Annotated in this window: 23 protein-coding genes and 2 other annotated features; of the genes, 9 read left to right on the top strand and 14 right to left on the bottom strand. The window is 41.8% G+C overall.

What is annotated here, in order from left to right; all coding sequences use genetic code 11:
* Positions 1–104: 104 nt before the first annotated feature.
* The 10 genes from FD05_RS07460 to FD05_RS07415 form a co-directional block, all read right to left on the bottom strand.
* Positions 105–374 (bottom strand): type II toxin-antitoxin system HicB family antitoxin, encoded by a 270-nt coding sequence (locus FD05_RS07460; RefSeq protein WP_020281996.1) that lies wholly within the window; start codon positions 372–374, stop codon positions 105–107.
* A gap of 149 nt (positions 375–523) precedes the next feature.
* Entirely contained in the window at positions 524–1,156 is a 633-nt protein-coding gene (locus FD05_RS07455) for a hypothetical protein (RefSeq protein WP_020281997.1), read from the bottom strand.
* Positions 1,157–1,263: 107 nt separating this feature from the next.
* The gene (locus FD05_RS07450) at positions 1,264–1,998 is read right to left on the bottom strand and encodes a hypothetical protein (RefSeq protein ID WP_020281998.1); all 735 of its coding nucleotides are present in this window, start codon (positions 1,996–1,998) and stop codon (positions 1,264–1,266) included.
* Positions 1,999–2,079: 81 nt separating this feature from the next.
* Positions 2,080–2,523, bottom strand: coding sequence for a hypothetical protein (locus FD05_RS07445; protein ID WP_020281999.1), 444 nt, complete (start codon positions 2,521–2,523; stop codon positions 2,080–2,082).
* A 51-nt stretch (positions 2,524–2,574) separates the two neighbouring features.
* On the bottom strand, positions 2,575–2,988 hold the full coding sequence (locus FD05_RS07440; RefSeq protein ID WP_039933333.1) for a hypothetical protein: 414 nt from the start codon (positions 2,986–2,988) through the stop codon (positions 2,575–2,577).
* 46 nt (positions 2,989–3,034) lie between these two features.
* On the bottom strand, positions 3,035–3,463 hold the full coding sequence (locus FD05_RS07435; RefSeq protein ID WP_152436184.1) for a hypothetical protein: 429 nt from the start codon (positions 3,461–3,463) through the stop codon (positions 3,035–3,037).
* A gap of 254 nt (positions 3,464–3,717) precedes the next feature.
* Positions 3,718–3,975, bottom strand: coding sequence for a Txe/YoeB family addiction module toxin (locus FD05_RS07430; protein WP_020282000.1), 258 nt, complete (start codon positions 3,973–3,975; stop codon positions 3,718–3,720).
* A complete protein-coding gene (locus FD05_RS07425; RefSeq protein WP_020282001.1) occupies positions 3,972–4,226 on the bottom strand; it encodes a type II toxin-antitoxin system Phd/YefM family antitoxin in 255 nt (84 codons plus the stop codon). The genes FD05_RS07430 and FD05_RS07425 overlap by 4 nt, the downstream gene beginning before the upstream one ends.
* A gap of 279 nt (positions 4,227–4,505) precedes the next feature.
* Positions 4,506–5,252, bottom strand: a complete 747-nt coding sequence (locus tag FD05_RS07420; protein WP_020282002.1) for an SDR family NAD(P)-dependent oxidoreductase — start codon at positions 5,250–5,252, stop codon at positions 4,506–4,508.
* Positions 5,253–5,373: 121 nt separating this feature from the next.
* A complete protein-coding gene (locus FD05_RS07415) occupies positions 5,374–6,018 on the bottom strand; it encodes a cadmium resistance transporter (protein ID WP_020282003.1) in 645 nt (214 codons plus the stop codon).
* A 193-nt stretch (positions 6,019–6,211) separates the two neighbouring features.
* Between FD05_RS07415 and FD05_RS11780 the strand changes: the two genes are divergently transcribed.
* From FD05_RS11780 to FD05_RS07400, 4 genes are all read left to right on the top strand, one after another.
* The gene (locus FD05_RS11780) at positions 6,212–6,370 is read left to right on the top strand and encodes a hypothetical protein (RefSeq protein ID WP_020282004.1); all 159 of its coding nucleotides are present in this window, start codon (positions 6,212–6,214) and stop codon (positions 6,368–6,370) included.
* Between the two features lie 37 nt (positions 6,371–6,407).
* Positions 6,408–6,806 (top strand): ASCH domain-containing protein, encoded by a 399-nt coding sequence (locus FD05_RS07410; protein WP_051990651.1) that lies wholly within the window; start codon positions 6,408–6,410, stop codon positions 6,804–6,806.
* Between the two features lie 13 nt (positions 6,807–6,819).
* The gene (locus tag FD05_RS07405) at positions 6,820–7,176 is read left to right on the top strand and encodes a DUF1648 domain-containing protein (RefSeq protein WP_020282006.1); all 357 of its coding nucleotides are present in this window, start codon (positions 6,820–6,822) and stop codon (positions 7,174–7,176) included.
* A gap of 133 nt (positions 7,177–7,309) precedes the next feature.
* The gene (locus tag FD05_RS07400; protein ID WP_020282007.1) at positions 7,310–7,600 is read left to right on the top strand and encodes a helix-turn-helix domain-containing protein; all 291 of its coding nucleotides are present in this window, start codon (positions 7,310–7,312) and stop codon (positions 7,598–7,600) included.
* A gap of 126 nt (positions 7,601–7,726) precedes the next feature.
* Here the strand turns inward: FD05_RS07400 and FD05_RS11810 are convergent, their stop codons facing one another.
* The 4 genes from FD05_RS11810 to FD05_RS07380 form a co-directional block, all read right to left on the bottom strand.
* Positions 7,727–7,912 carry a hypothetical protein gene (locus FD05_RS11810; RefSeq protein WP_020282008.1) on the bottom strand — a complete coding sequence of 62 codons (186 nt, stop codon included), beginning with the start codon at positions 7,910–7,912 and terminating at the stop codon, positions 7,727–7,729.
* A 126-nt stretch (positions 7,913–8,038) separates the two neighbouring features.
* Positions 8,039–8,788: an SDR family NAD(P)-dependent oxidoreductase gene (locus FD05_RS07390; RefSeq protein ID WP_020282009.1), complete on the bottom strand. Its 750-nt coding sequence runs from the start codon at positions 8,786–8,788 to the stop codon at positions 8,039–8,041.
* Between the two features lie 162 nt (positions 8,789–8,950).
* On the bottom strand, positions 8,951–10,231 hold the full coding sequence (locus FD05_RS07385; protein ID WP_020282010.1) for a CAP domain-containing protein: 1,281 nt from the start codon (positions 10,229–10,231) through the stop codon (positions 8,951–8,953).
* A gap of 96 nt (positions 10,232–10,327) precedes the next feature.
* The gene (locus FD05_RS07380; protein ID WP_020282011.1) at positions 10,328–10,822 is read right to left on the bottom strand and encodes a C39 family peptidase; all 495 of its coding nucleotides are present in this window, start codon (positions 10,820–10,822) and stop codon (positions 10,328–10,330) included.
* Positions 10,823–11,058: 236 nt separating this feature from the next.
* Here FD05_RS07380 and guaD point away from each other — a divergent pair, with 236 nt between their 5' ends.
* The 5 genes from guaD (at position 11,059) to FD05_RS07355 (ending at position 16,854) form a co-directional block, all read left to right on the top strand.
* Positions 11,059–12,339, top strand: a complete 1,281-nt coding sequence (guaD, locus tag FD05_RS07375) for a guanine deaminase (protein WP_394804945.1) — start codon at positions 11,059–11,061, stop codon at positions 12,337–12,339.
* A 180-nt stretch (positions 12,340–12,519) separates the two neighbouring features.
* Positions 12,520–12,763 (top strand) — a binding site (T-box leader).
* A gap of 56 nt (positions 12,764–12,819) precedes the next feature.
* The gene (locus FD05_RS07370; protein WP_020282014.1) at positions 12,820–13,938 is read left to right on the top strand and encodes a 5-methyltetrahydropteroyltriglutamate--homocysteine S-methyltransferase; all 1,119 of its coding nucleotides are present in this window, start codon (positions 12,820–12,822) and stop codon (positions 13,936–13,938) included.
* A gap of 5 nt (positions 13,939–13,943) precedes the next feature.
* Positions 13,944–14,185 (top strand) — a binding site (T-box leader).
* A 49-nt stretch (positions 14,186–14,234) separates the two neighbouring features.
* Positions 14,235–15,329, top strand: a complete 1,095-nt coding sequence (locus tag FD05_RS07365; RefSeq protein ID WP_020282016.1) for a methionine ABC transporter ATP-binding protein — start codon at positions 14,235–14,237, stop codon at positions 15,327–15,329.
* Positions 15,307–15,981 carry a methionine ABC transporter permease gene (locus FD05_RS07360; RefSeq protein WP_020282017.1) on the top strand — a complete coding sequence of 225 codons (675 nt, stop codon included), beginning with the start codon at positions 15,307–15,309 and terminating at the stop codon, positions 15,979–15,981. The genes FD05_RS07365 and FD05_RS07360 overlap by 23 nt, the downstream gene beginning before the upstream one ends.
* 12 nt (positions 15,982–15,993) lie before the next feature.
* Positions 15,994–16,854: a MetQ/NlpA family ABC transporter substrate-binding protein gene (locus tag FD05_RS07355; RefSeq protein WP_020282018.1), complete on the top strand. Its 861-nt coding sequence runs from the start codon at positions 15,994–15,996 to the stop codon at positions 16,852–16,854.
* The last annotated feature ends 52 nt before the right edge of the window (positions 16,855–16,906 follow it).

Raw genomic sequence — 16,906 nt, 5'->3', positions numbered from 1 at the left:
CTAAACGCGGTTCTTGATCTCTCTTAAAATCTGTCTCACGTATTGACTATAATCCAATTCATCCCTCCAACAGTTGCGTATAACATATGGATTTACTTCATTTGTTACATTTTTGCGTTCATATTTACACTAACCATCCGAACAATTTTGTCAGGATTTTTAGCTTGTATCTGTTGAATATCACTAGAATGAGGATATTTTTCGTAGTCAGGTAACGCAATGGCAATTGCGTCAGGAGCTTCATGGATGGCTTCTTCCAGTGTTTTGCCTTGTGAGACAGTATCAGGGATGTCAGGGAAGGTTACAGTGTAATAACCTTCATTGTTTTGATTGTCGAATATGGCAGGGTAGGAGACGACATTTGGCTTTTTCATACTTAGGCATCTTCTTTCAAGTCGCTTGATTACCACCAGTATATAGGACTTCAGTATGAATTGCGATGCCTTGAAATCAAGATAAAATGAAGATTTTATCCAATTCGCCTTAAAAATTTGAGAAGAAATCTCCCTGGAGGTTGCTAAGATTAACGATTAAAATGATTCGCATTATTCTGAGCTTCTTTTGATAAAAGCACGATTTTTTTAGAATATGAAACAAGATATGCTGATTCATTAAGCCAATAAGAATCACCAAAAGTAGTAGGAAAACTATCCATTATAGTATAATCTAAGTCAGCTCGATTTTTGTATCCTTTAACAACTGGTGCACAATTGCCATACTTAGCAGTAGGATCAGTGCCAGGAATATAATATAATCGCCAATGCCCAGAATTATTAGTTAAATTCTCAGCCTGAGTAATTGAGATTTGCCCAGGAATTTGTTCAAGAGCATGTTTTACATATGGACCATATGGGAAAGTAAAGACAGTATGGCCATTAGTCATAGTGGCATAAAATACCCCCTGTGCTGATAAATTGCCATATGTTTTATGATGAATCTTGGTCTTAATCTTGATGTTAGTTCCTGGGATTGTTCGAATCCCATGTTTAGCTGATAAATCATTTATGGTATGTAAGGCATTGGTCTTTACAACCTTGGACTTAGCAAAAGCATTGTCATTAAAATTGCCGCTATTAGAAGTAGAGCCAACTCCGACAAGTAATCCTAAGCTTAAACTAGAAAGAACCAAGCCCCTAACGATTTTTCCCCTCATCATAATCTAGAACTTCCTTTCTCGTGATACCCAACAGTAAATATTTGAAAATGTAATTTTCCCAGATAAAATCGTGATTTTATGTGGGGAGCTTCAATACGCTTTAGTTATTACTTGCCATCTAAAACGTCTTTTGTAGCAAGTCGAGTATTTTTAAGCGTTTTATTTACAAATCCTTGTGTGGCATTGCTATTAGTATTGTATTGATTAGTAATAAATCCTTCATAGGATTCCGTATATGAGTCTAAATACATCTTATAATCTTTTTGAATACTTGAAGATGCATGATTATATGCCGAATGGAATTTGATAAGCGCCTTACGTAAATCATTCAAGTGTGCAAAGCCACGGACATTCTTATTAGAAACTGGAACTGACAATGGTAACTTCCTAGTTGCTGCTGCATGTTTAGTAGTTGGCAGAATAGCAACACCATTGGCATTTAGCTTAACACCATTGATTGTCCGTCCAGCATTCTTATATTGAGCAGCCTTTTTAACTTGTGGCTTGTCAGATAAGTAACCTTTCCAGATCCAGCCCTTAACTTTTCCATTCTTTATATTGTAGTAAACCGCAGCCTTGCCATTAGACTTCTTGACCTTAACTGAATAGTTGACTTGCCACTTGGTATTGGGATAGTTGTACCCTTTATGAGTTACTTTCTTCAAGTAACGAGAAGAATAGATGTTGCCGTTAAAGCTGTATCGAGTTAAGGCGTTTTTCATATGATACGTTTTGACGATCTTAACTGATGATTTAGCACTTGTGATTTGTGATGAGGTACTTAACCCAATTCCAAGCCCAAGTGTTAAAAGGCTAGTTGCAAGTATTGTATGTTTCTTCATGTTTTTCTCCAATCAGTTGATTTCAATTTACACGGATAAAACTGTGATTTTATCTTCGAGTTACCACACGTCAAATTTGATTTATGATAAATGAGCTATTGTGTTTTTGTGCCAAACCCAGCCAGTAATCTGAGAATTGGTAACATGATAGTAAACAGCTTTTTTACCATTAGCTTTAAGAACAACTTCTTGGCGATTGATGCTGAACTTAGGCCCAACGTACTTTACAACATAGGCTTTAGAATAAGAAAGATATTGGTCAGAATAGATATTACCACCATAAGCCAAATAAGCAGTCCGTGGAGTAACCTTTTTGTTCGACAAAACTTTAGCAGCTGGTTGCTTTCCTAATTTGCCACCTCGATGATTCCCAAAGCCTTGCTCGTGAGCTTCTTTGTCAGACTTTTTAGCAGCATCTCTTAACTGCTGGACCGCACTTTTAGCAGAAACTTGCGCTGATGGTAAAGAAATAGATGCAAAGGAAGTAGCAACAACAATTCCGGCAATAATTGTTTTCAATTTCATATTTTTAACCTCTTTAAACGTTTAAACGTTTTTATAAAATTCAAATTTTATCTAGTAACGATAATAGCTGAACACTTTGTTGTTTGACCAAGGTTTGATCACAATATGATTGTGACTTTTCCACTTGATGTAACAGCTACTTGGTGACGTTCCCAAACTTGTTCCTTTGAACTTGTAAAGATGGTTCCCTAGATATTTATATCTTGCATGTTGCACTGTTGGCGCAGCCATGTCACTTGGACCGCCGTTTAAGCCACGTACTTCGGAAATAATCTTATGTGCAGATATAAAACTGCGATAATCGTATTTATACCCAGACTGAGTCCACGGCTTGGTTTTCCACTTGCCCCTTAATGCACTTGGTGTTCCCTTATGCCAACTTGCTGCATTAGCTGTCGTACCGACTGCACCAATTCCTAATCCAGCAGTTAGTAGTGCTGTTGCGATCATTGTTTTAGTTTTCATTTGTTTTGACCTCTCTAAAACTTAATTTATCAACGGATAAAAAATATTAGTATTTGATATATCCTCGCACGAAGTAATGTTTAGTCGGTCTGAAGTGAGTAAATACATCAAACTTGTTTCCATTCTGTGGTTCACCCAATAATACATGTTGGCGTTTGCCGTTGATTTTTAAATGGGTTGAGATTAGTCCCTGTGTATCTCCTTGTCCAGCAACATTGACCGTCACAGTATGGAATTTCCCGCCTTTATAACGAAATTTTGTTTTGTAAGTATTAGTCGCAGGATGTCTTCCTTTAATTACAAATACTTTTGAATTACCAGCTTTAATTTTAATGGAATGTGCGTAGTTTTTTGTCTCCTGCACATAAGATTTGGTATGTAAAAGAGGGTCTGCTGGTACTTTTAAAAACCAAGTTCCACGAATTGCGCGTTGCACAGTTGCTGCATTTGCCTTCATTGGTTGACTTACTGCCAAGACACTAGCTCCACAAATGATAGCTCCAAAGGTTTTGATTACCATTTTACTTAATCTCATTTATACAATACTTCTCCAACAATTTGATTACCCCAACAAAATTAACATTTTAATTATATCCCTATCAGGAATAGATAAAATGAATATTTTATAAAAAGTTGAACTTTCTTGATATTTTTGCAAAATTTCATGATTTCTCTGAAAGAGTGCCTCAGAGTCACAAAAAAACAGCGATCGTTAAGACCGCTGCTTCCTTAATAATGATATCGTGCCTGATAAACTGTAATTGTGTCAGGATCAACACTATAAATTAATCTGTTCTCTTGATCGATTCTTCGTGACCATTTTCCCGAATAATCAAAGCGGAGGGGTTCAGGCTTTCCGATCCCTTTAAATGGTGTGTCTCGGATGTTAGCCAGGAGTTGCTTAATTCTCTTGACCTTTTTCTCATCGTGTTCTTGCCAGTAACGCAGGTCATTCATTCCTTCTGAAGTGAACTTGATCTTTCTCATAAGTCATTTAAGTCAACTTCCGTTAGTTTGCCTTGCTTTGCTTCCTCGATTGATTTATCAAGATGCTTTCGATTGTTAGGATTTCCAACAACATACATATTCTCTACCAAGTTTTCATAGTCTTCTTGGCTCATAACTACAACGTTTTTGCCGTGAGGGCGGGTGATCGTCAGATTGTCTGAATCATCGATAACCTTATCCAGATATTTTCGAATATTATTACGAAAGTCTGTCATGTTTGTTGCTTCCATATTGACTACCTCCCTTAATTGGTAACTGAATTATATAACATACATAAAATGTTGTACAGGATAACGTACAATATTATTTAATAAATAAAATCCCACTTTTATCCAGTGAAAAAAGATCCCCGGCATTAATTTGTCGAGGACCTGGGTGTCTTATGATCTAATTGAACTTAGTAATTACCTTGGATAACCAATTTCTTGGTAGCAGTGATGTGAGTAGTTCTCTTGAAGGACTTTAGGCGACCAGTCATGACTTACTGTTTCTTAGATCTATAATCCTAATTAGTTTCTGTGTGGTTTGATTTTACTCCAAACATGCTTAGCGCCTAATGAAACAACGCCCATCCGGTTGATAATCTTCCCTTGGTGATTATGAGAGTCATTCACTACTGTAGCAATAATTTGGCCGCCTTCTTCAACAGAATGCATCATCCAGCCGCTCATGTGATCGTTTAAGTCGGTCGTCACTCCTCCAGGAATCACGCCGAATACCTGAACAGGGATGTGGTTTTGTTTGAAATCGTTGCCGATTAATTTGATCAGGGTGTTTAGCGCTGATTTGCTGGTCAGGTAGCCGAATGGTTTGAAGAAATTGTTGATAATTGTGGGAATGGTAACGCAGACGATTTTGCCATGATTTTTCTGCAAAATAGGGGTAAACTGCTTAATCATCTCAAAGTTGCCTTCCACGTTGACCTTCATCAAATCATCCAATTCCTTAACAGAAAAGTCTAATGGACGCTTATCCATGTCACCAGCGATACCGGCATTATTGACGACGACCTTTAAATCTGGGTGGTGGTGCTTAACGTCATTTGCGGCTTCGGCAATCGTATCCAGGTCATTCAGATCGATATGAATCAATTCAACGTTGGATAAATTTTCGGCGTTTAATTTTGCTAAAGCTGCTTGCCCACGTTGAATGTTGCGAACGCCTAATAATACATACCAACCTTGATGTGCCAATTGATGGGCAGTTTCAAACCCGATGCCGCGATTGGCGCCGGTGATTAATACTTTTTTAGTCATGGTTAGTCTCCTCGTGAATGTTAGTTTGAAAGCACTTTAACATCTGTTACGGCATCATGTTGATTTCTCATGTAAAACACAAAAGCACTGATTGATCACGTTTAAGAGCATTGCGAACACCTCATATAATCCCACTTTCCCACAACACATAAAAACCAATTGAGATAAACACAATCGGAATAATGATTTCTTTATAGTGGTCAAGCTTGTCCTTAATGAAAGGCAGGCTAGCAATTGTATAACCGATCAGGCACCAAACGCCAGTCATAATTGTGAAGATGACAACGGTGAGGATGAGTTCCCCGATTGTGTATTCACTAAATAGCGGGATGTATACCGTCAAGTTGCCGGCGCCATTGGAAATGGTTACCAGTGCAACGGACAACATCTGGGTTCGAATGGTACGAGTAAGGGGGGAAGCCTTTTTGTTGATTCGAAATTTTTGATTATGATGGATGACTTTTTTGACCGAGGTTTCTTCGGAATCTGTTACAACTTTTCTCCGGTATTGAAACCATTTCTGAATTCCGACAATGATAGGAATAATGCCCAGCCAGCCAACTTTGTCAGTTGGCAGAAAGCTTAAGCCGTATGCGGCAAAAACACTGATCAGGACTAAAAATTCAAAGCCGACAAATTGACCGATCACAACGTCTTTTTTCTGAAATTGCGAATCGGTCTGTGAAAACCAGACTGCCAACACAAAAGTGTCGTCAATGTTGGTTCCGATGAATGAAATGATGCTGGTGATGATTGTCGCAATCATGTCGCATACCGCCTTAGTGGATTCAGTAGGTTAACTAACTTTAGTATAACGTAAGCGGCTTTTGATTGTTGCTTTGAATGCTTCTTAAGGCATGGAGGATGCTCATTACCCCCCGAATCTAATATAATCGTAAATTTACCTCTAGCAAATTAGAAATAATTTGTTATGCTTAAAGCAAAGTGAGGTGTCTGCTATGCTGGACGAACCAAAGGGTGAACAGTATTGGATTAGCACTGATACAGAACTGAAGATTGATCCCAATGCGCCAGAGTGGGCGAAGAAAGAGTTCAAAGAATACATGAAATTGATGAGTAACAAGCCCGATAAAGATGGAATGGTGAAGCTGTACTAAGTTTGGGATCTGCTGAGACAAATTTGGAGGTGATTATTTGAAAGCATTGTCTATGGGAGCCGATTATGCATTGATGATTTTGAGTGGAGACAAAACGATTGAGTATCGTTCTTGGTCAACAACTTATCGTGGTCCGCTGCTAATTTGTGCTTCACAGAAGAAAATTGAAGGTACGATGCCGGGCTATGCCAACTGTGTCATAGATCTTGTGGACATCAAAAAGACTGGCCCCAGAGAATATGAATGGATGTTAGGTGACTTTCATGCCATTGAGCCATTTCCAGTGAAGGGAAGATTGCATCTGTTTGATGTTCCAGATGACAAGATTATTTTTCATCCGGAAGTCGATGACAAGAGCCAACCTAGCGAGGAAGTCTGGTATGATTACCAGAGAAAATATCTTGAACCGCATATTTATTGGCCTACAAAAAAATAAGGAAGCGAGTTTCATGAATTTTTCGGTTCTGATTTCCAAAGTTTACAACAAATTTTGGGTGGTCCATTGGTGCGTCAGTGTGCTAACGGCGATGATGACCATCGTTCTATATCCCCGATTGCCCCAGGAAGTCCCAACTCATTTTGGTTTCGGAAGTGCGGATAATCCTGGCAGTAAACTCGAGATATTTGTGTTGCCGGTTATTTTAATTGTCTTTGGATTAATCAGTTCCCGCAAGTTGATTGACCAGCAGTATGCAGACTTGACGATTCAAAACACGCTTAGTAAGAGTCTGATGTTGGTGCTGATGGTGGTCGTTTGGTGTGGCGTTGTGTTGGCGTTGTATACGTATTATCAGTTAGCTTGGTAGGGAATGAATGTACTCGTTGCCTTGGCTAGTGATTACCTATGAATTTACAAAGAAAACAGATAAAACACCAAGAGCTCAAATTGAACATGCCAGAAAATAGGGTTGAATTTGAAAAGGACTAGGAGGCTTAAAAATGGCAAAAGAATTAAAAAACACATCTTCTGTTGATGACTTTATTGCTGAGCAGATGAAAGATCCAGAATTTGCTGCTGGTTTCTATGAAGAATACAACAAACTCGCTAGCGCTGCAGCTGTTTTGAAAGCAAGAGAAGCAGCAGGTATTACCCAACAAGAGTTAGCAGACAAAGCGCGCATCCCACAAACCACTGTCGCTCGAATTGAAAGGGGCAGTAATACAAGCATTGAAACTCTGACCAAGATTGCTGGCGCGTTGGGTAAGAAAGTTAAAGTATCAATAGGCTAAACTTGCTAAAATATCCTTGATTTGATGATCAATTTCCTATTGATCTAAAAAAGATCCCCGACATTAATTTTTGTCGAGGATTTTTATGCTAATTTAGTTTGGTAATTCTTTTCTATGATCAGTGTTTTACCATTTCAGCTCGTTACCTTTACTTTCTCCCCAATCGATCTCGTTGTCATGTTCACCATCAACCTTCCAGCCAGCAAACAGTTCGTGTATGTTGCCAGGATTATTCGAAGAAATCTGTGTTCCATACAAGTTTCTCCATTTAGACAGCTTTGTCTTGTCGCCTTCATTGATCGTATCACTCATATGGGCACTTCCTTTTCAACCTTTTCTCAAGTATATACAATGTGAGTGCACAAACCAACCAATGTCAATAATTTCCGATAAAAACCGCCACCCACATCGGATGACGGATTTTAAATGCCTTAACAATTACTGTGCCAAGAACCCACCATCAATTGGCAGCTCAACCCCAGTGATGAAGGATGAAGCATCCGATGCCAGGAACACCACGGCCTGGGCAACTTCACTTCGTTCACCTAAACGGCCAAGTGGGAAGATTTTGCCGAGTTCATTTTCGGGAACCCCCAGAGATGCCGAGGCATAGTCGGCCATACCGGTCTTGATGTAGCCGGGATGAATTGAGTTAACTCGGACATTATTCCCAGCGTATTCAGCGGCAGCGTCTTTAGTCATTGTTCGTATGGCACCTTTGCTGGCACCGTACAGAATGTGGCCCGCAGATCCGGCAATTCCGGCGATGGACGACGCATTGATGACTGATCCATGGCCATTTTCAGCCATGACAGGCATCACGTGTTTCAGTCCTAAAAATACACCAAGGACATTAATGCGCATTAACTTGTTCCAAGTATCAACGGTTAAATCAGCGATTTTGCCGATGATATAAATGCCGGCATTGTTAAATAAAATGTCGATGGTGCCAAATTTATCGAGAGTTGTCTTAACGACTCTCTCCCAATCGTCCTCATTACCAACATCTTGTTGAATAAACAGGGCATTCTCGTTATCCAGCTCATCGGCCACTTGCTTGCCTGCGTCAGCGTTGACATCGGTGAAAACAACTTTAGCGCCTTCCTGTAAGAAGAGTTTAGTTGTCTCCAAACCAATCCCGTTTGCGCCACCAGTGATGATTGCAACCTTACCATCCAATTGTGCCATAATATTGCCTCCTCAAATCCCAGTAACTTACAATTCACAAGCAAAGTATAGCATCTGGAGACACTATTGAAAGCGTTTACACTTGTGCATTTAGTAGCAAATAAGGGATAGAAAAAGGATCTGCATGATCACAAATTTCACATGCAGGTCCCATATTAGCTACTAATCAACATTCAACGAAAACAGTTTAGTCGTATAAGAAATGTCCGGAATCGAATCCGGCAGATTACTAATCTTAACGGAATAAGAGTGGTTCACTTTCACATCACCATCACCCGGCATATAGCTGATCGAGGTGCCCCAGTTGCCATAGCCGGTGTTGCTGACAGTCACGTCATCAACTGACACATTGGTCTTTGCAGTATTGTCATATACTGAGATGGACGGTTGGCTGTTCTCGTCAATTGATTGTGGCAATTCGACTGACCATTTAGTGTCTAATGACTCATCAAATGGGAATAAACCACTGTTTGGATAAACAATTTGATTGCCGGGAGTGGTATTTTGATCATTATCGTCGAATACCTTCAAATCATTATATTCGCCCGCTTGGCCCACACCAACCTGATTAATCCCACCAAGCAGCCATTCACGGTGACCAGGGACGTCATTGCCAGAATCATTCATGTATAACGAAATCACATCGTATGGCCCAGTAACGCCATCAGCTAAATTACTTGAGGCAGTGGCGTCTGCGCCCCGATCCCAATCGGATGAAGAGATGTTGTCTGGTTTGGCGAGACCGACTAAACCATGAGACAAGCCTTGGTCGGCTGCATCAAGCGCAGCGGCACCGAATTGGGCTTCAGTGTTCCACTGAGAATTGGCAGTAACGGAACTTAAACCGTAAAGTTGACGATAAAAATTAATCCAATCGACGGTTGCCTGAATGTAGGAGTTACTTAATTGTCCCGCATCAAATGTGCCACTCGTAGAAACTTTTCGCGCATACATATCCTTAGTTGAATTGCCAATCGCGGCAGCCTTATCTCTTAGCTGTTTGACTTGATCCTGTTCGCTTGGGGTAAAGAATTTGCCTAAATTATCAGATTCTTTAGTTGGCGCATCATAGTCTCCAAAGTTCCAGCTCATGGTTTTGATCTTTTTAACGTTGCCATGCCATATGTAGCCAAAATCTTTGCCGTATCGATTAGCTAAAACGCGGTAGACAGCGCTTTTGCCGTTGGATTTTCTAACGGTCACTGTTTCGTTGGAGTAGAAGGTGTCGCCCTTGTAACTATTCGATTTGTTTTTGATTTTGGTGAGTTGATAGTTTGAATAAATGTTTCCTTGCTTCACTTGATAAACTTTGACACTGGCTTCGGTTGCATCGACTCGGAGCACAGCTGGCTTGCGCTTTGCGTTGGCGACACTTGGATTGATGAGTGTCACAGCTGCTAGGAATCCCCAACCCGTACACAGTAATGCTTTGCGAATTTTCATAAAATACCCTCCATGTTGGTAACGATTAATTGAATTAATTATACCGTTATTAGACATAGAAAAGAATATGCATTGTGAGTTATGACCCAATTTTTTCTAGTAGCTCAGCGCCAGCTTCATTTTATTCGACCGAATCTGCTCAAATTCGGCGATTGGCATGCTGGTCTGCTCTCCCGTCCAGCAGTCATTATAATAAATGACTTGGTCGTCAAACCCGGTCATCACCAGCGCATGGGTTGAGAAGCCGTCGAACTTGCCGACCCAGACAACGATGGGGTGGCCGGTATCCGACAGGTATTGTTCTAATTGTCCTATTGAATAACCACTGAAATCGACTGCATTGCCAGCATACTGGGTCACTAACTCCAGCAGAGCAGGTGGGTAAATGCTGTCGCCATTCTCGGTAAATGGATCGCCGACAAATCCCTTGTTCCAATCGGTGGGATTGTATGGCATTTCATGTGCCAAAGCAACTTTGTTCACGTGGTTGCCGGCATATTGCAGCATCATGGTGACTGCCGTGATTTCACAGCCGGTTGGCAGTTCAGGCCGTTGCTCAATCAGGTTAACTGATAATCTTATTGGGTGCATGATTTTTCCTCCTGGGTTTTAATGGGTTTAATCATAATCTGATTTGTTAGTGGTGGCAATCAGAGAGATGTTTTCGGAAAAATCGTCTTTGAGGAACCGTCGCTCGCAGTATATAATTCAATTAAGCAGTCGCAATAGAGCGGCGATTTTCGAAAAATACAACCAACGAGGTGGCTATCATCACAATCACTAAAGTAATCGAAGGACCGACAATCACGTCAACTGACCCAGCATCGATTCGGTGCCGAGAGCATCAACTCATTTGCATTGATAGTGAAGGCTATATTGAGCAAGTTGTGGACGAGTCGGATGCCGACTTTTCAACGGTTAAACAGCACGCAGCTGACAACGACACATTGGTTCAACTAAAGACGGATGAATACTTGCTTCCCGGCTTCATCGATCTTCATGTTCACGCACCACAGTGGCCAAATGCCGGTGTTGCCCTTGATCAGCCGTTAAACGAATGGCTGGATACCTACACTTTTCCCTTGGAGGCGAAATATCAAGACACCGCTTTTGCTAAGCGGGTCTACGATGATTTAGTGGCAGAGCTGATTGGCAATGGGACAACCACTGCGTTATATTTTGGCACGACTCATAATCCGGCAAATTCGGAATTGGCGATGGCCTGCATCACTCATCATCAACGTGGCTTCATTGGTAAAGTTGCGATGGACAATCCAGATCAGACGCCCGAGTATTATCGGGATGCCTCGGCTCAGAGTGCGGTTGCTGACACGGAAAGTTTTATCCAGCAGCTGACAGAACTGAATCAGACAGCTGATATCAAACAAACCCCAGTCATCACACCCAGATTTGTCCCCAGCTGCACACCGGAATCACTCAAGGGGTTAGGTGAACTCGCTAAGAAATACGATTTGCCTGTGCAATCTCATTGTAGTGAAAGTGATTGGGAGAATGGTTATGCACTGGAACATTACCACATGCGTGACGCCGAAGTCCTTGACCAGTATGGCTTGCTAACAGACAAATCAGTGATGGCCCATGGCACCTTGCTGAACCAATCAGATTTGGATACGTTCAAAGACCGTGGTGTTGCGATTGCCCACTGCCCAATTTCAAACGTCTACTTCGGCAACGCGGTTCTGCCTGTCAGCAAACTGTTACACCAAGATGTTAAAGTTGGCTTGGGCACTGATCTGTCCGGCGGTTATTCACCAAGTTTGTATCAAAATATCCGCCAAGCCGTAATCTCATCGCGGATGCTGCATGATGGTGTGAATGCCGAGCTTTCACCAGAAGAACGGGGAACCGACAACCAACCAATTTCTGCTAAAAATGGGTTTTACCTGGCAACGGTCGGCGGGGCAAAGAGCTTACATCTCAAGACTGGCCAGATTAAGGCTGGTTATTTGGCGGACTTGCAAGTCGTGAAGTCACCGTTGCGGGCATTTGAGGATGAGAATATGGAGACGGTATTTGAGAAGATTATGTATCATGCCTCTAAAAGTGATATTAAGCGGGTTTATGTTCAGGGGACGCAAGCAAAGTAACTCTGTGAATGCGCATGATTTTAAAACTATTTCATGAGAAAATTCATTTTCTCCTAATTCACTAAAGCGCATATTTAAAGGGAATGTTTGGTTAATAAATGCGTTCTAAAAATTGCAACATTAAATTATCCCCTTGACATTCTCATAAAATAGCCTAAACTCATTAGTTAAATTGATAAACAAAAAGCAGTGAAAAGATGAGTAGTCGATGCGGCACATTTAGAGAGTTCACGTTTGGTGAAAGTGAATTGTGGCAAGTCGGTGAATATGGTCTTTGAGCAGAATGTCGTTGAGCTCCAGCGAGATGGCATGGCGAACGCACCTTATCGCGTTGCGGTATTCAACTTGGTTGAGTACCTAATGAGTCACATGGTGTGAGCTGTGTGAAAACTAAGGTGGTAACACGATCAATATCGTCCTTATACAGATTATTCTGTATGAGGACTTTTTTTATACGACAAAATTGAAGGAGTGGTCAAAATGACAGTTGCAGCAAAATTAAAATTTCCATATCGATACGATGAAGTAGGTAGTTTATTACGGCCAGCAAAATTAAAGCAGGCTCGGGCAGATTATCAAGCACAAAAAATTAGTCGTGATGATTTGAGGAAAGTTGAAGATCAAGAAATCAGCCGCATCGTCGATAAACAAGTCGCCCTTGGCCTCAAGGGTGTGACTGACGGAGAATTTCGTCGCAGCTGGTGGCACTTGGACTTCTTTGCTGGTTTAAACGGCGCTGAATTCTTTGAACCAGAACATGGTTACAATTTCCATGGTGAAGAAACCCGCAAAGGTGGAATTCGATTTACCGGCAAGATCGCTTATAATCCCGACCACCCATTCTTCGAGGCTTTTAAGTACCTGAACAGCATCGTGCCAGATGACGTCACTGCTAAGCAAACCATCCCAAGTCCATCGGTATTCTTCCCAAATAAAGACGCTGAAGTTTTTGATAACTATTACGATGGTGATTTTGAGACATTCTTAAATGATGAGATTGAAGCATACAAGCAAACTGTTCAACATTTTTACGACTTAGGCTGTCGATACCTGCAGTTGGATGACACTTCATGGGGTATGTGGGCCAGCTTCTCCAACAAGACATTAAAGCCGGAACTCAAACCATTAGCTGAAGCTGCGGTTAAGGCAATCAATGCGATTGTTGACAGCAAGCCTGCTGATTTGACGATTACCATGCACGTCTGCAAGGGGAATTACGATTCAACTTGGGCAGGTGCCGGCGCATACGATCCAGTTGCCGACTACTTGGCTGAGCTTCACATCGATGGCTACTTCTTGGAATATGATGACGAACGATCCGGCGGCTTTGAACCATTGAAGAAAATCGCTGACAACGGCCGCAATCAACGAATTGTGATCGGCATCGTTACCAGCAAGAAACCTGAATTGGAACCTGAGGATTTTCTTAAGAGCAGAATCCAAGATGCCAGTCAGTACGTACCATTAGATAATCTTTGCATTTCACCACAATGCGGTTTCGCCTCAACTGAAGAGGGAAATCGTTTAACTGAAGAAGATCAGTGGAATAAATTGGCGTTGGTCATCAAAACCGCTAAAGATGTTTGGAATTTGCAGTAATCAATTTAAACAAAATGAATCGGAAAGTAATTCTCAATCAGCGTCAAGAGAGTCGACATTTGGTGGAAGTCGATCGCGGGTTGGAAACGAAAATGGCCGATGATTGGCTGTCATGATCACACGTGAAAATGGCAGACGGGTTAGTCTTCGTTATTAGACACGCCATTTCAATATGAGATGGTTAGTGAGACTTGTCGGGTAACTGGCAGGTGAACTCAGAATGGTACCGCGATGAAGCGCTTCTGTATTTTGTACAGGAGCGCTTTTTTAATTTTTTGAAAGTAGGGATGAAAAATATGGCAGATTCAGAAAAACCAATCATTGATCTGCAGGACGTCAGCGTGACTTTCCAGTCAAGTGGCAAGCAGCTGCATGCGGTCAACAAGGTCAATTTGCAAATTAACAAAGGTGATGTCTATGGCATTATTGGTTATTCCGGAGCTGGCAAAAGTACGTTGGTGCGGACAATCAATTTACTGCAGAAGCCAACCTCTGGAAACGTGATTGTGGGTAATCAGGAACTTCTCAAGTTGTCTAACCCTGAACTACGGCAAGCAAGAAAGAAGATTGGTATGATCTTTCAGCATTTCAACTTACTGAACTCACGGACAGTGTTGGGTAACGTGGAATATCCGCTGCTCAGCCAACGAATTAGCAAAGCCGATCGGGTTGCCAAAGCGAAAAAGTTACTTGATTTAGTCGGTCTCAGTGAATTTGAACGGGCGTATCCAGAGCAGTTGTCCGGTGGCCAAAAGCAACGAGTAGCAATTGCCCGTTCGTTAGCCAACGACCCCGACATCTTGGTTAGTGATGAAGCGACCAGTGCTTTGGATCCGAAAACCACCGATGACATTTTAAAATTACTGAAACGACTCAACGAAAAACTGGGCTTGACGGTTGTCTTAATCACCCATGAGATGCAGGTCATCAAATCCATTTGTCAGCACGTCGCTGTGATGGATGACGGCAAAATTATCGAACGTGGTGATGTGGCCAAAGTGTTCTCAGATCCACAACAAGCTTTAACTCAGAACTTTGTTGACTCTTCCGCCAATGTGACCGAGGCCTTGGCTCAAATCAAAGCTGATCAGAGTCTCCAAGCCTTGAGTGCCAACGAAAGATTGCTGTTCTTGAAGTTCCGTGGTCAAGCCACCAAGGAATCACTAATCTCTGACTTAACTGAGCTATACAAATTGAAGGCGAATATCTTATTTGCCAATATCGAGCGTATCAGCTCAACATCAATTGGATACTTGATCATCATTTTGTCCGGCCAATCCAAACAATTGGCTGACGGCATCAATTTCTTAAATCAGCATGGGGTTAACGTCAAATTGTTAGCCACCGAGAAGAAGGGGGAGCAGACAAATGTTAAAACAAATATTTCCTAATGTGGCCCATATTTGGCCGCAATTTGTTCAGTCAATTTGGGAGACCATTTATATGACGGTCTGGTCTTCCGTGATCGCTGGTGTCTTAGGCCTGGGGATTGGAATTGTCCTCGTCATCACTCAAGAAGGCGGGATCGCCGAAGACGCATACGTCTACAGTCTGACGGATAAGGTGGTCAACCTGCTGCGGTCAATTCCGTTCATTATTTTGCTAGCGGTGATGTTTCCGATTACGAATTTCATTGTCCACACCACCGTCGGAACGACAGCCGCATTAGTACCGTTGGTCGTTGGAATCTTCCCGTTTTATGCTAGACAAGTTCAAAATGCACTACTGGAAATCGATCCACAAGTCATCGAGGCTGCTCGGTCGATGGGGTCGGGTAACTTAGAAATCATTTTCCGGATTTATTTGCGTGAAGGCTTGCCTGATTTGATCCGAGCATCGATTGTGACTGTCATTAGTCTGATCGGTTTGACCACGATGGCTGGCGCGATTGGTTCAGGTGGCTTGGGGGATGTTGCCATCAGCATCGGCTACGCTCGGTACCAAAATGATGTTACCATCGCTGCCATGTTAGTGATTTTAATTATGGTCTTTATCGTTCAATTTGCCGGCGATTGGCTCGCCAAAAAAACTGTGCATCTATAAAGGAGAAAATGAATGAAGAATAGTAAGGGAATTATTTATACGCTGATTGGAATTGTCGTGTTGGTGGGAATTGTGTTTGGAATTCATACATTGACTGGAAATACTTCGAGTGCCAAGAGTGCCACAATAACTGTGGGTTCTCAAGGCTCGGACTACGATATTTGGAACCACATTGCGGATAGTAAACAGGCTAAAAAGCTTGGCTTAAAGATTAAAGTTAAACAGATTACTGATGGTGTTCAGCTTAACAACGCCACCGCACAAGGCAGCGTTGATGTGAACGCGTTCCAGTCCTACTCATACTTACAGGCTTACAATCAGGAACATAAAAAGGCTCAACTTGCAGCTTTAGGCACAACATACTTAGAACCACTTGGTATCTATTCGGATAAATATAAAAAGGTCAGTGAGCTCCCAGATGGCGCTACGGTAGCGATTGCCAACAACCCGGCCAACACTGCGCGGGGCTTATTGTTGCTGCAAAGTGCGGGTTTGATCAAGCTCGATAAGAACTTTGGCGCCCTTGGAAATACCAGTGATATCGCCTCGAACCCTAAGCATCTCAAATTTAAGGAAATTGATGATACCACTGGCCCTCGAGTGTTGCATAACCTGGATGCTGTCCTGATCTCCAACACGGTTGCCCTGGAAGGTCATTTGAATGTGTTGAAAGACTCGATCTTCCATGAAAAAATTGATGTCAGCACCCGAAGCAACATCAATGTTCTGGCAACTGCCAAGAAGAATAAAGATAACAAGAACTACAAGAAACTCGTTAAGCTGTATCATAATGCAGCGATTCAGAAGTACATCAAGGACAAGTATGACGGCACCAAGGTTGAAGTTCAGAAGCCCTTGTCGTATCTGAAATAGTTGATAAACTTTCCATAGTAAAAGCCCCGACAATTCAGTTTGTCGGGGCTTT

It is taken from the genome of Lentilactobacillus otakiensis DSM 19908 = JCM 15040 (assembly GCF_001434145.1).
Taxonomy (GTDB): Bacteria; Bacillota; Bacilli; order Lactobacillales; family Lactobacillaceae; genus Lentilactobacillus; species Lentilactobacillus otakiensis.
Note: the sequence above shows the minus strand (reverse complement) of the source record. Positions and strands in the feature narration are given on the sequence as shown.